Source organism: Lachnospira pectinoschiza, from assembly GCF_020564355.1.
GTDB lineage: Bacteria > Bacillota > Clostridia > Lachnospirales > Lachnospiraceae > Lachnospira > Lachnospira intestinalis.
The window spans coordinates 577,757-591,937 of the sequence record NZ_JAJCRR010000001.1 but is presented as its reverse complement, the minus strand read 5'-3'; the positions used below and the strand labels follow the sequence as shown (position 1 = coordinate 591,937).

Annotated in this window: 16 protein-coding genes; 1 reads left to right on the top strand and 15 read right to left on the bottom strand. The window is 43.1% G+C overall.

Annotated elements, in window-relative coordinates; all coding sequences use genetic code 11:
- Positions 1–50 precede the first annotated feature (50 nt).
- The 4 genes from LI288_RS02815 to LI288_RS02800 all read right to left on the bottom strand — a co-directional run bounded on the left by LI288_RS02815 (position 51) and on the right by LI288_RS02800 (position 2,803).
- Positions 51–416: an Hpt domain-containing protein gene (locus tag LI288_RS02815; RefSeq protein ID WP_227089363.1), complete on the bottom strand. Its 366-nt coding sequence runs from the start codon at positions 414–416 to the stop codon at positions 51–53.
- Positions 417–521: 105 nt separating this feature from the next.
- Positions 522–1,520, bottom strand: coding sequence for a hypothetical protein (locus LI288_RS02810; RefSeq protein ID WP_227089362.1), 999 nt, complete (start codon positions 1,518–1,520; stop codon positions 522–524).
- Entirely contained in the window at positions 1,499–2,281 is a 783-nt protein-coding gene (locus LI288_RS02805; protein WP_227089361.1) for a hypothetical protein, read from the bottom strand. The genes LI288_RS02810 and LI288_RS02805 overlap by 22 nt, the downstream gene beginning before the upstream one ends.
- Before the next feature lie 36 nt (positions 2,282–2,317).
- Positions 2,318–2,803, bottom strand: a complete 486-nt coding sequence (locus tag LI288_RS02800; RefSeq protein WP_227089360.1) for an RNA polymerase sigma factor — start codon at positions 2,801–2,803, stop codon at positions 2,318–2,320.
- Between the two features lie 392 nt (positions 2,804–3,195).
- Here LI288_RS02800 and LI288_RS02795 point away from each other — a divergent pair, with 392 nt between their 5' ends.
- The gene (locus LI288_RS02795; protein WP_227089359.1) at positions 3,196–3,705 is read left to right on the top strand and encodes a transcription repressor NadR; all 510 of its coding nucleotides are present in this window, start codon (positions 3,196–3,198) and stop codon (positions 3,703–3,705) included.
- Positions 3,706–3,731: 26 nt separating this feature from the next.
- On the opposite strand, the gene LI288_RS02790 is transcribed toward LI288_RS02795, so the two are convergent.
- From LI288_RS02790 to deoD, 11 genes are all read right to left on the bottom strand, one after another.
- Positions 3,732–4,130, bottom strand: coding sequence for a cytidine deaminase (locus tag LI288_RS02790; RefSeq protein ID WP_227089358.1), 399 nt, complete (start codon positions 4,128–4,130; stop codon positions 3,732–3,734).
- A 57-nt stretch (positions 4,131–4,187) separates the two neighbouring features.
- A complete protein-coding gene (locus LI288_RS02785; protein ID WP_227089357.1) occupies positions 4,188–5,270 on the bottom strand; it encodes a DUF3048 domain-containing protein in 1,083 nt (360 codons plus the stop codon).
- A gap of 88 nt (positions 5,271–5,358) precedes the next feature.
- The gene (ybeY, locus tag LI288_RS02780; protein WP_022432230.1) at positions 5,359–5,868 is read right to left on the bottom strand and encodes an rRNA maturation RNase YbeY; all 510 of its coding nucleotides are present in this window, start codon (positions 5,866–5,868) and stop codon (positions 5,359–5,361) included.
- Positions 5,852–6,877: a PhoH family protein gene (locus LI288_RS02775; protein WP_022432231.1), complete on the bottom strand. Its 1,026-nt coding sequence runs from the start codon at positions 6,875–6,877 to the stop codon at positions 5,852–5,854. Before LI288_RS02775 ends, ybeY begins: the two co-directional genes overlap by 17 nt.
- Positions 6,874–8,085, bottom strand: coding sequence for a sporulation protein YqfD (locus tag LI288_RS02770; protein WP_227089356.1), 1,212 nt, complete (start codon positions 8,083–8,085; stop codon positions 6,874–6,876). The genes LI288_RS02775 and LI288_RS02770 overlap by 4 nt, the downstream gene beginning before the upstream one ends.
- 41 nt (positions 8,086–8,126) lie before the next feature.
- Positions 8,127–8,384, bottom strand: coding sequence for a YabP/YqfC family sporulation protein (locus tag LI288_RS02765; RefSeq protein WP_022432233.1), 258 nt, complete (start codon positions 8,382–8,384; stop codon positions 8,127–8,129).
- Positions 8,385–8,542: 158 nt separating this feature from the next.
- A complete protein-coding gene (gene rpsU / locus LI288_RS02760) occupies positions 8,543–8,719 on the bottom strand; it encodes a 30S ribosomal protein S21 (RefSeq protein ID WP_005539624.1) in 177 nt (58 codons plus the stop codon).
- Positions 8,720–8,855: 136 nt separating this feature from the next.
- Positions 8,856–11,462: an alanine--tRNA ligase gene (gene alaS, locus LI288_RS02755; protein ID WP_227089434.1), complete on the bottom strand. Its 2,607-nt coding sequence runs from the start codon at positions 11,460–11,462 to the stop codon at positions 8,856–8,858.
- Positions 11,463–11,507: 45 nt separating this feature from the next.
- On the bottom strand, positions 11,508–11,651 hold the full coding sequence (locus tag LI288_RS02750) for a hypothetical protein (RefSeq protein ID WP_022432235.1): 144 nt from the start codon (positions 11,649–11,651) through the stop codon (positions 11,508–11,510).
- Between the two features lie 88 nt (positions 11,652–11,739).
- Positions 11,740–13,431, bottom strand: coding sequence for a MutS-related protein (locus tag LI288_RS02745; RefSeq protein WP_227089355.1), 1,692 nt, complete (start codon positions 13,429–13,431; stop codon positions 11,740–11,742).
- Positions 13,432–13,461: 30 nt separating this feature from the next.
- The gene (gene deoD, locus LI288_RS02740; RefSeq protein ID WP_022432237.1) at positions 13,462–14,178 is read right to left on the bottom strand and encodes a purine-nucleoside phosphorylase; all 717 of its coding nucleotides are present in this window, start codon (positions 14,176–14,178) and stop codon (positions 13,462–13,464) included.
- Between the last annotated feature and the right edge of the window lie 3 nt (positions 14,179–14,181).

Sequence of the window (14,181 nt, the reverse complement as noted above, 5' to 3'; positions counted from 1 at the left end):
TCTTCCCTTTATTGTCTGTTTATTTTTGCAATTCATTATATTCTGCCGTATTACTGCACTGTACATACTTTTGTGATTGCCGCGCAGACGTTTTCATAGGTCTGTGACAGTCCCTTAAAATCTTCCGGTATGCCCTCCATGCTTCTGCCTCTTAAAATCTCCACCATGGGAACAATCATTTTGCTCATGGAATCAATGCTTAAATTGGCGCATAAGCCTTTCAGCGCGTGTGCCGCCTCAAATGCATCATCTACACTGCCGTTTTGCACCGCCTGTTTTAACCGGCTCATCAATGTATCTTCTACAAATGAATTTAAAAATTCAAAATACATTTCTTCATCGTCCAAAAAACGTTTTAACGCCGTATCTACATTAATCCCGGCTTCTGTCAATACCGTTCTTGCAGTATCCTTCATATGTCGTCCCCTTTTGATTTTGCAATCATCAATCAATGCCTTAATACAAATATACCGTATTACTTTTTGATTTTAACATATCCAAGTCTTAAAGACAACACTCTTTTACTCCTGCTTTCTCAGGTTCTCCTGTCCCGTTCCGATGCTGTTTTTTTCATCCTCGATTTCATTTTCCATTTCCTGTACTTTATTGTCCTGTGCAAGGGCAGCCATGATTCTGCGGACATCTTCCGGCTTAAACATCCCGATGGCTCTTGCCAGCTCCGCTTTGTTATCGCGGTTGACCTTTAACGTGCCGCCCCCCGCAAGCGGAATACTAAGGACATTGCTTTCATCACTCATATCGCCGAGACATAACGCGCCGTGTTCATCATCACAGATAAAAACCGTGCCTTTATATTCGATAATACCGCTTTCATCTGCCAGCTCATAATACGGCGCATGCTTTTTTCCGTCAAATTTATCAAACGGCGTATGTACGGCTGTTTCCTTTGTACGCTCTGTCGTTGTAACATCTTCTGTCTGGCTGTCCGGCTGATTTTTCACTTTGTCGTGTGTTTTTTCCAAGAAATCCGCCAGCGAATTCATCTGCATATAACCATGCCAGTTCTTTGCCTCCATCTGTTCCTGTGCCGTACTCTTTACAATCTGTGTAAAATCCATTTTATCATGAAGATTATCCATGCCGAAACAAAGCTTTTCCGTTGCAGCCAAAAACAGTCCGTCTGCATTCTGTACAAGCTTTTGTTTTGCCGCATAAGCTGAATATGCCGCCATTTGAACATACGTGGCATTGGACGGGTCTACCTTGTTTAATGAAACTTCTTCCTCTGTTACATTGCCATCACTATCCCACGTTTTCACAAGATATTTCGGGTCTTTTGGATTAAAATCCGCCGGTTTGTAAACTGTCAGGCTTCCGCCGCCTGCCAGTGATGTGGACATCACAGCCTCATTTCCCTGCGTATCGTCAAACCAGTGCAGAGTGCAGTGAGTTACTCGTCCACTCACATCATCATACTGTCCTGCCTGCTTGTTTTTCCGGTTCATAATCGTCTGTGTCAGTCCGATTCCCGTTCCTGCTATATTGATTCCAATTCCCATTTTTTTATATCCTCCTCATGTTCTTTCTGCTCGTTATCCAGTTCCTTTTGTTCTTCTTTTTCAAGCCGCTTCTTAAGCTCCTGTTCCTGTTCTTTTTTCACATCATCAATCGTATCGTCTAAATTTTTTACAAGCTTGTCCCATTCCTCCACGCTCATCTGCGTTGCCCCTGTTGCAAATTTAGGCGGACCGTTTTTGATTCTGTTCTTTACGTATGCTGCAAATTCTTCAAGCGCCTCATGCCAGTCTTTGTCTGTCTGCTGCTCTTTGCCATTCTTTTGTACGCAGGCTTTTGCCGCCTGTTCTATGAGATTGCCGGTTTCTTCGTCAATTTTATCCAAATCAACAGAATATGCCTTTACTGTCCCATCATCAAACTTCTGTTCGACATATACTTCTTTGCCATCATCCGACTGCTTTGCCTTTAACACATACCCTTCTGCCAGATGTTTTTCAACATAATCCGCATCTTCTGCCGTAAGATTTTTCACTTCACAGGCTGACACCGCTTTGGATAAAACGCCTTCTGCCACCACTTCCTTTGCCCGCAGTCCACCCATGCTGCCAAACTCTGCAATTCCTGATGCCTGCGCTCCGTCTGCGGCTGTCATACCCGTTTCATCCGTGTCTTCACTGCGGTATTTTTCATCATAACTTTTCTGCAATTCATAAGCAAAGCCATCCTGCTGCTTTCCTTTTACTTTCTTTCCACTTTGTGCCGCATTTTCATAAAACCGGCTGCCAATCCTACTGACTTCCATTTGTTCCTCCGTTCTAAAATTTCTGTCAAATCCTGTCTACTTTTCCAAAAATTCTTTCAGCGCCTGCCTGCCGCGTTTTAAATTGGTCTTCACCGTATTTTCGGGCATTTCCAGACTCTGTGCAATTTCTTTAATCGAATAATCTTCATAATAAAACAAATACAGGCAGTTTCTGTATTTTTCCGGCAGCTGTAATACCGCCCACATCATATCATCCTGTATTTCCGTAAAATTCTCACAGCTTCCTCTCTGCGCTTCGCTGACCTCTTCCATGCTGACACTCGTTTTGTGCCATTTACTTTTTAACAAATCCCTGCACAGATTGATTGTCACACGCACAATCCATGCCCGCTCATGCTCCATGCTCTGATAACGCATATCATGCCGGATAATCTTTAAAAATACTTCCTGTGTAATGTCCTCTGCATCTGCATGGTTTTTCACCTGTGAAAATGCTACTCTGTATATCAGCTGATAATAATCCCGGAATATCTGCTCCAGTCTTTCTTTTGTTTCTCCCATTCTCTCTTCAGACACCCGTGTATCTTATACCTCCCGTCACTCATAATACGATTGTAAAACCTGAAAAGTTTCAAATTAAAAAGCCTTTTTTATTTTCCCATTACTGATATTATCGGACGTTCCGTCATAATTCATGAAAGCTCCGATGATTTTACACCTCATCCTGCCGGCAATTCCGGCATAAAAAAACGGCTGCGGCGTTATCTGTGCTTATTAATAAGAATCATTTCTGCACACATTTTCTAAATAAAGTATTGCAAATCTTTGTCCGAGGAAATAAAATAAAATTCTGACGAAGTCAAATAACTATGGTTCTCTGTTTTTTAGCGAGGGCAGAAAACCTGACGTCGGGTGAAAAATTGCAGAGAAATGTCTGCGGAATGGGGATTATTATGAACGGCGAAGAACGCAGAGGAAAACTTGTTGAACTTCTTAAAAATACAGAATCACCGCTCTCCGGCACACGGCTTTCACGCTTACTGCACGTAAGCCGTCAGGTCATTGTCAATGACATTGCCCTGTTAAGAGCGGCAAATGTTGATATTCTTTCAACGAACAAGGGGTATCTGCTTTCCGCACCGGTTTCTTCAACTCGTGTTTTTAAGGTCTGCCATGCCACGGAGGATTTTGAACGTGAAATGCAGACCATTATTGATGCAGGCGGCAAAATACAGGATATTATCATCGAACACCCTGTATACGGTAAAATTTCCGCGCCGCTTGAGATTTATTCCAGAAATGATATTGTAAAATTTAAAGAAAAAATGCAGAGCGGTAACGCTGTGCCGCTCTGCGATATTACCTCTGGTGTACATTACCACACCGTACTGGCTTATTCTGATGAAATTTTAGATGATGTTGCCGCTGCTTTAAAAAGCAATGGTTTTCTGCTTTCCAGATAGAACATTCTGCCCGGATTGGAATTCATTTAGAGCTTAAAGCTCTCCGGCAGCAAATCTTTTATCGTATAACTTTCAATGCCGTCTTTATCTGCCAGCAGAATCTGTGCATTTTCCGTCATAAACTCTGCCAGTACCTGTCTGCAGATGCCGCATGGCGGCGTTTTCTGATGGGACGATGATACGATGGCAATCCGCTCAATCTGCGTATACCCTTCCGATACCGCTTTAAAAACTGCCGTACGCTCCGCACAGTTGGTTGCACCGTACGAAGCATTTTCAATATTACAGCCCGTAAAAATTTTTCCTTCTTTGGTGAGCAGTGCCGCACCCACGCGGAAGTGGGAATATGGCGCATACGCATGCTTCATTGCCGCATATGCTTCTTCTACCAGCTTCTGATTCATTTCATCACTACTGCAATCCATTTTTCTCTCCTGTCTTTTTTCAAGCTCACAAACCGCATTGTATTCAGTTATCCAGCCTTACTCAACCGTAATATTCTGTGTCGTTTCAACCTGACAGATATAGGTCTTTCCCTGATTTAACACAATTTCTGTTCCGTCTTCATAATAATATTTTGTCGGGCCGCTGGTTTCGGAATCCTTTTTCCACGTCACCTGCACGGCTTTTCCGTTGGTAATAAACAGTCCCGCGCCTGTTCCGTCCACCTTATAATTCGGTGTTCCGTTTTCATAATAGTCCGGTTCAACATATTTGACAAGAATGTTTTTATAAGAAAGCTGCTCTCCGGTTTCCGCATCAATCTGTGCATCATCAAACTGGAACCTTAAATATTCCCCGGTGCTTTCATCATATTCAAACCACGGCTTATTGTACGGATACCCCGGATAAAAGGTATTACACGTTTCACCGCCTGCAATCTGTATCTGTTTGTCATCCTCTTCATTAAAACTAAACGGTTTTACAAAATTCTGCGGATAAACTGTATCATACCCTTTCTTTGCCACACTGTCCATAATACCATTCCATGAAGTATAAGCATTGTGCGGTGCTACACGGTCAGCGGTTCTGTAAAAAGAACAGTATGCCATGCCGTCTAATGCGTAAAAGGACGGCTGTGCCAGATAATCCGCCGCATATTCCGAATAGCCGAAATGTACATAGTTGGCTTCAAATTCTTTTGCAAATAACAGATAATAGGTACGGCAGCTTCTGACAGGTCCGATCTTTTCCAGCTCCGTCTGATTTTCAAAAAAACAGCACAATCTTGTAATGCCGCCTTCCACAAGTGACTCAAACACAATATCTGCTTTGCTGATATTCGACTGCGGCATCGCCTGCTTGATATTACTGTACATCACTGCCACAGCCTTCTGCTGTGCCAGTTCGCTGCTTTCCCACTTTCCGCTGATCACACTCTGCGCCTGTCCCGCATGTGGATTTTTCACTTCCTGTGTGGTCTGTTCCTGAACAGTCTGAGCCGTACTGTCATTTACCGCTTCCGGACTGCCTTTTTTACGTGTCATCCCATAAATACCCGCCGCAATTCCTGCTGCTGCAAGCACACAGACAACCACAATAATAATACTTTTTTTCTTTTTCATAAATCCTCATTTCCCGGACGGCTTTTAATATCATTTTAAACTGCCTGCTTCCGTCCATAACCGGACAGTTTCCGTAAATTACTGTAAATTATCTTGTAATACCTAAAAGTTCCAGCACTTCACGCTGTTTGGCTTCCATAACCTTTGCTTCGTCTTCTTCCATATGGTCATAGCCGAACAGATGCATCATGCTGTGTGCTGTTAAGAATGCCAGTTCGCGTTCCTTGGAATGACCGTATTTTTCTGCCTGTTCTTCAACTTTTTCTACTGAAATGACAATGTCACCCAGCATCAGTTCTCCCGTATCCGGGTTAAAATAATCCTCCGGAAACTGATCCATAACATCTTCCAGCGCATCAAAATCCGCCGGCGTTTCATATTCAATCATCGGAAATGATAACACATCCGTTGCGCGGTCGATTTCGCGGTATTCGCGGTTGATTTCATGAATTGCAGCATTGTCCGTGAGTGTTACATTCACTTCCGCTTCATATGGACACTTTTCATAATCCATCGCCTTTTCAACAACCTGTCTGATAATAGTTTCATAGTCTAAATCCAGTTTTTTTTCGGTTTCATATTCAATGTTTATTGTCATTTTTCTCTCCATTCCGTGTGCGTGCCTGCTTGCTGCGGGTCTGTTTTTTTGCCATACGGCTTTCATACTCCTCATACGCTTTGACAATCTTTTGTACAAGCGGATGACGAACAACGTCCTGGCTGGTCAGCTTGACCATGCCGATTTCATCAACTTTTGACAAAACCTTCATTGCCACATCAAGTCCCGATGTTGTATCCTTTGGCAAATCCTTCTGTGTTAAATCGCCGGTAATCACGACCTTTGAACCAAATCCGATACGTGTCAGGAACATTTTCATCTGCGCCGGTGTTGTATTCTGTGCTTCATCAAGAATGATATAGGCATTGTCCAAGGTACGTCCTCTCATATAAGCAAGCGGCGCAACTTCAATCAGTCCTTTTTCCATATTAGCGGTAAAACTCTCCGCACCCATAATCTGATACAGCGCATCGTATAACGGCCGCAGATACGGGTCTACCTTGCTCTGTAAATCGCCCGGAAGAAAGCCCAGCTTTTCTCCTGCTTCAATTGCCGGACGGGTCAGAATAATCCGTCCGACTTCATTATTTTTAAATGCTGTAATTGCCATCGCCATTGCAAGATAGGTCTTTCCCGTTCCCGCAGGTCCTAAGCCGAATACAATCATTTTATCACGGATTTCATCAACATATGTCTTTTGTCCGAGGGTTTTCGGCTTAATCGGCTTACCTGTAATCGTCCGGCAGATAATGTCCGTATCAATTTCCAAAATGGCATCTTCTTTTTCTTCAAAAGCCAAAGACAGTGCATAATCCACATTCTGCTCTGTAATCTGATTGCCCCTTCTAGCCAGTTCTATCAGATTGTTTAACACACCTGCCGCCTTTTTTACGGCACCTTCTGCACCGATTACCTTTACATCGGAATCCCGTGCAATAATTGTTACTTTTAATGTTCTTTCAATCTTTTTAGCATATTCATCTAACTGTCCAAATACGGCACTGCTGTACTGTGCCGGTAATTCAATCAACGATTCTTTCACACTCATTGTACTGCTTTCGTTTCCTCATTTCCTTCAATTTCAGGCATTGTAACCACCGCATAACCGACTGCCGGCATATCCGCCGTAATCGTGCCTGCCATTACATAGTCTGTCCCGCTGTCATTTATTGTAACACCATTATGCAGGATTTGCACTTTATTTTCAATCAAATCAAGTAAATATATTTTCAATTTCTGATTTAGTACATCTTCGGCTTCCTCCTGCGTATAGCGGCTTTCTTTTATATCATATTCCAGGTACTGCTTTCTGCCGGTACGAAGCGGCAGATAAAAACTGTCCGTAAGCTTTAATACTCTGCTGTCCGTCACAATGTCCGCCTGCTTCAGCGAAGACCATGAAACACCTGCTTCAATCTCCCTGTCTGCAATGCCAAACAGCCACCTTGTCTTTTTTCTGCCGGTGTATTCCTTATATTCATACAGATACGGCAGATGTTCCTCATAAGGAATGTCCACACGTACAAAAATATCCGCATCGGCACTTACCGGCCGCTGATTCACAACTTCTTTGGCATCATTGTATACATTAACAATACCTGACACCAGAATCTGCCCTTTTTCAACTTCATCTCCCGGTTTGACCTTGGGTGTTCCTGCCCGTGTAATCATCGATGTCACCACACCGGAACAGGTTGCCACGATATCTCTTGGTGTGCTGTCTGTCTGTATATCTTCTTTGATTCCGTCATTTTCCTTAATATGGACGATCAGCCGTGTGCCGCTGATTTCAGCCGATACCCACGTAATATCGGGATAATCATTTCTAAGTGCCGTTTCAATACTGTCACAATCCACTGACCGTATCTGCATCCCTGAATAAACACCCTGTCCCGCAAGATATTTGCAAAGACTGCTGTGGGTATATCTGTAATTACCCGTAAATGAAATATTCCAGACATACAGGCTGCAGCTGTATAAAATAATACATGCCGCGGCAATGCCGATAAAAAAAGAAGAATGCCTACGGTACCGGAACAGTAAAAAACGGATTCCGTGCCGTTTGCTAATCCGCACCGTTGTCTTTGTCTTCCGGCAGATGTCCTTTAGCTGAAAAAAATCCTCTCTCGTAATATTCGCGGTAAATCCCTGCTCCGTTTCCGAAATTTTCCAAAAACCGATATTTTTATGACGGCACATATTTAAAAACCGCTCTATGGAATCTGTCATTACTGTCACTGTTATGTATGCAGACATTATTTTTTGCTGTTTCCACATATCACCGGCATGCCCCTCTTTTATACTTCAATGCTGATAATCCTGCCCCTGACGGCGATTTCTTCTTCATCATAATAAAGAATTTCCAGCCGTTCCCCTTTAATGGATAAAAATCCTTTTTTTGTTAAAAGTTTTACGGTATTACAGTCATATTCTGCAATGGATTTGAAATTTTCCACATAAACTTCACAATTGCCGACTGCCGTAACCACCGGCATACCGAGTGCCGCATCTTTGGTTACGTCCAATGCCTCCACAATAGTTTCTTTTCTGCGCATACGTCCGCTAAAGACACCTTTCAATCCATTTATATATTGTATGTTACAACCAAAACTTTATGCCTTTTATTTAAACGAAATGTGCATCACTAGGCGCACCACGAAAAAGCCGGTGCAGGATTGCTCCCACACCGGCTGATAAATTAATTAAACTCTAATTAGTTGAACTTACGTTTTCTAGCAGCTTCAGACTTCTTCTTACGTCTAACGCTTGGCTTTTCGTAATGTTCTCTTTTACGAATTTCCTGCTGAATGCCAGCCTTTGCACAGTTTCTCTTGAATCTGCGTAATGCGCTATCTAAAGACTCGTTTTCTTTAACGATGACATTTGACATATCTTTTCCTAACCACCCTTCTGTTGCAAATTGTGCACAACAATACATAAATAGGGTATTAATTAATTGCACAAAAAATATTATACCATAGATTTTCTATTCGTCAACCTTTTACGGTAAATTTTTGCAGATATTTTTATAACTGCTGTTCCAGAACCTGCGGCGCCTTTGCAAGCAGTTCGTCAATGCCCGCCGGATTCTTACCACCTGCCTGTGCCATATTCGGACGGCCGCCGCCGCCACCGCCTACGCAGGAAGCAACCGCTTTAATCAGATTACCGGCATGAGCGCCCTTTCCGATTACATCATCGGTTGCCATGGCAATCATATTGACCTTATCTGCGCCCTGTGCACTGACAATCAGTACAACGCCTGAACCAATCTGTGACTTTAATTTATCACCAAGATTTCTGAGTTCATTCATATCAACATTGTCAACCTTTGTTGCAAGGAACTTCACGCCCTTTACTTCGGTAATGTCTTTTGTTACATCCCCTAAAGCGTTGTTTGCAAGCTCTGCCTTTAACTTTTCGTTCTCGCTCATTAATGTCTTGATTTCATCATTCATGGAATGAATCTTCTTAACAAGCTGTACCGGTTCTGCCTTAGCTGCTTTTGCGGCTTCTTTTAAGGTTTCTTCAAGCTGTGCGTAATACTTTAATACACCGTTGCCTGTGAGTGCTTCGATTCTTCTTGTACCTGCAGCAACACCGGATTCTGAAATAATCTTAAACAGTCCGATGTTTGATGTATTGGCTACATGTGTACCACCGCAGAACTCTTTTGAAAATTCGCCCATGCAGACAACACGTACCGTTTCGCCGTACTTTTCACCAAACAGTGCGGTTGCGCCTGTCTTTTTGGCTTCATCAATCGTCATGACCTGTGTCACAACAGGAATGGCTTCTGCAATCTTTTCATTGACAATCTTTTCAACCTTTTCAAGTTCCTCGGCTGTCATGCTCTGGAAATGTGCAAAGTCAAATCTTAATCTGTCAGGGTCTACATAAGAACCGGACTGCTGTACGTGGCTTCCGAGTACCTCCTTTAATGCTCCCTGAAGCAGATGTGTTGCACTGTGATTCTTGCATGAATCGGCTCTCTTTGCGGCATTTACAGAAAGTGTTACTTTATCGCCTTTCTTTAACATGCCCTTTGTCATCACACCGACATGTCCAATCTTGCCGCCCTTTAACTTAATGGTTGTTTCTACGGTAAATTCACCTTCCGGTCCTGTAATCACACCGCAGTCACCTTCCTGACCACCCATGGTTGCATAAAACACGGATTCATCTACGATAACGGTTCCTTTATCGCCTTCTGAAAGTGCTTCTGTAATCTCTGATTCCGTTGTCAGTACGGTAATCTCCGATTCATTCACCAGCTTATCATAACCTGTAAACTTACTTGTAACTGCCGGGTCGATTTCATCATAAACGGTTGCATCCGCACCCATGTAATTTGTGGTCTTTCTTGCCTTACGTGCCTTTTCCCGCTGTTCATTCATCGCTACCGTAAAGCCTTCTTCATCAATTGTAATATTCTTTTCTTCAAGGATTTCCTTTGTTAAATCCATTGGGAAACCGTATGTGTCATACAGCTTAAATGCATCTGCGCCGCCGAGTACCTTTTTACCGCTCTTTTCAAGTTCCTGTTCCATATCAGCAAGAATGCTTAAGCCCTGGTCAATGGTCTTATTAAACTTATCTTCTTCTTCTGCGATAACTTTAATAATGAAATCTCTCTTTTCATCCAATTCAGGATATCCGTCCTTAGAACCTTCAATAACCGTTTCACAAAGCTTTGATAAGAACTTGCCTTCAATGCCAAGCAGTCTTCCGTGTCTTGCGGCACGTCTTAACAGTCTTCTAAGCACATAACCTCTGCCTTCGTTAGACGGCATAATTCCGTCGCTTACCATAAATGTAACTGAACGGATATGGTCTGTGATAACACGGATTGATACGTCCTGCTTTTCATCTTCGTGATACTTCACACCGGCCATTTCACAGACCTTGTTGCGCAGTGCCTGTAAAGTGTCCACATCGAAAATAGAATCAACATCCTGAACAACAACCGCAAGTCTTTCAAGACCCATACCGGTATCGATATTTTTCTGTTCCAGTTCTGAATAATTGCCCTTGCCGTCATTGTTAAACTGTGAAAATACGTTATTCCATACTTCCATGTAACGGTCGCAGTCACAGCCTACCGTACAGCCCGGCTTGCCGCAACCGTACTTTTCTCCGCGGTCATAATAAATTTCCGAACATGGTCCGCAAGGTCCTGCGCCGTGTTCCCAGAAATTGTCTTCCTTGCCAAAACGGAAAATACGTTCCGGTGCAATACCGATTTCTTTATTCCAGATATCAAAGGCTTCATCGTCATCTAAATAAATAGACGGATACAGTCTATCCTTATCCAGTCCTACAACTTCTGTTAAAAATTCCCATGACCAGTGAATTGCCTCTCTCTTAAAATAATCACCAAAAGAAAAGTTACCGAGCATTTCAAAGAATGTACCATGTCTTGCTGTCTTTCCTACGTTTTCGATATCTCCGGTTCTGATACACTTCTGACAGGTTGTCACCCTTCTTCTCGGTGGAATCTCCTGTCCTGTGAAATATGGCTTTAACGGCGCCATACCGGAATTAATAATCAATAAACTGTTGTCATTGTGTGGAACAAGTGAAAAGCTTTTCATCTTTAAATGACCCTTGCTCTCGAAAAAGTCAAGAAACATTCTTCTTAACTCGTTAACACCTCTGTACTGCACTTCTTTATCCTCCTAGATTTCCTTGTTTTTTGCCTCTTTTTTTGCGTCTGAACGTGTACGGAGCTTTCCTCCGATAACTACACCGCCTGCCAGCAATAACAGCATAATAATAAACTTCACTGCTTCGTAAATAACTTCACCTGCTAATCCTGTCATACCTGTACCTCCCTATCCAAACTGATATTATATTTTATCATATTTTTATTGTATTCTCAACCCATTTGATGCAAACAAATAACGGTACTTAAATTTTCCAGACACCATTTTCTATAAAATAACCTGCCTGACACTCTGCACCTTTGATAATAGATGCATCATAACCTATCATTTTAAGCAGCTTAATCGCGTTTCTTGTCGTCGCCGGTCCTTTAAACAGCTTAAAATTAAAGGAAACATCGCTGTCCGTGACTTCTTCCTGAAAATGATAATTATCATAACAGCCGCTTAAAATCGCGGTCAGTTCAATATCATGCGTTGCCGCAAAACACAATACATTCTTATCCTTTAAATATTTTAAAATCTCAGAAGATGCCGCGATACGCTCTACCGTATTGGTTCCGCGCAGCACCTCATCGACAAAGCAAAGCACCGGGCAGCCCGTCTGCTCTGCGGCGGTAAGAATCCTTTTAAGTGCTTTAATCTCCACAATATAGTAGCTGTTTTTGCCGCCTAAATCGTCCTTTAAAGACATTGAAGAATAGATTCTGAAATACGGTGCCTGATAATTTTTTGACACACTCGTAAAAATGGTCTGTGACAGCACCGCATTGACGGCTATCGTCCGTAAAAATGTGGATTTACCGGAAGCGTTGGAGCCTGTCAGCAGTACATTTTTTTCTGTATGCATGGAATTGGCAACCGGCTTTTCAATTAATGGGTGATACCCTTCCTCAATCACAAGCTTTCTTCTGCTGCCGGTTAAAAGCTGCGGCTTCGACCAGTACGGAAGCATCTGTCTGTATGATGCCACCGAAATGCAGGCTTCCAGCAGTCCTAACGTATCAAACAGTTCATAGACCTCTGCCTGACAGTTTCCGATATGGCGTACCATGCTGTTAAATTTCATTAAATCCACATGGGTAAGCATACGCATATACTCCATTGCCATTTCAGACAGCGAGCCGTTGACATTACCGGATTCCAGCAGCCACGCATTTTTTGTGACCGACTGGAATTTTTTGCAGAGTTCCTCCAGCTTTTTGTTATATTCTTCCAGCCCTGCGTTTTTTTGCTGTGCAATCGCCTGTGCCGCCGCTGTCATGCGTACAATCTGCGCAATGCAGACAAAGTAATGTTCAACCTTTGCCTTCATTTTATAATATGTCAGAATCGAAAATGTAACCGCCGCCACAATCAGTCCGATTCCGATAACCGGATTTACCGCAAAGCAGACCACAAAAGCTGCCGCCAACGCAATGAGCGCCGCAATATGCACACTGTTGCCACCGGGTTCCATGCCAACCATCAGGCCGATATAGTCGCTAAGTGATAAATATTTCACAAAGCCAAGCTTTACAAATTCCTGCTGTAATGCAATCCGCTCTTTCTCATGTGCTGCAAAATACTCTGCCAGACTGTCAATTTCACGAAGCCTGTCCGGACTTTCCGCCGGTGTCCGCAAAAGCCTGTACAGATACTCTTGTCCTGCCGAAGAATTGGCAATATTCATCTGCTTAAAAATGTCGTCCATATTCAGGTCATTCCATGTAATATCGTCAATGCCTTCCCCGGACTGCTCTGCACACTCTCTGTAATAATGTGTCAGGCGCTCATATTCATCTTCCCCGTATCTGCGCCCAGACGGTTTCCCAAAGCTGCTTTTAAGCTGCTTTAAAACCTTTGCCCGGTGTTTTCTTTTACCGTCCGCGGAAACATAAACCGCAATCACGAGAAAACATACAATCAGCCAGAACGGCGCACTGTTTAAAAATGTCATACTCTGTCTTTCTTTCCTCCGCTTTTCGTTTTATGCTTCACATGCTGCTGCCGTATCCAGCGCCAGTGTCATCATCTCCTGAAATGAATTCTGCCGCTGCATTGCCGTCAGGCTTTCATGACGGTACAAATGGTCACTGATTGTCAGCAGGCAGAGTGCTTTTTTACCGCATCTTGCCGCATTCATATACAGTGCCGCTGCCTCCATGTCCACTGCCAGTACGTTCATCTTCTTCCAACGGTCATTGACACTGTTGTCTTCATTATAAAAAATGTCCGAAGACACAATATTTCCAACCTTTAAGGAAAGATTTTTTTCTTGTGCAATGCGGTCTGTAATCTTTAACAGACCAAAATCCGCTGTCGGTGCAAATGTACCCGGCAGCCCATACTGGGAAGCATAATTAGAATCCGTACAGGTACCGATTGCCGCAACAATATCCATCAATGCAATATCATCGGAGAGCGCCCCGGCAGAACCGATACGGATAATCCGTTCTACATCGTATTTTGTATACAATTCATAGCTGTAAATGCCCATGGACGGCATTCCCATACCGCTTCCCATGACAGAAACTTCCCTGCCTTGATACTTTCCGGTATAGCCATACATATTGCGCACTTCGTTAAACTGCTGTACCTCTGTGAGAAAATTCTCTGCAATATACTTTGCACGCAACGGATCTCCCGGCATCAGCACCGTCTTTGCAATCTGTCCCTTTTCTGCCTGATTATGTGGTGTTGCCATATG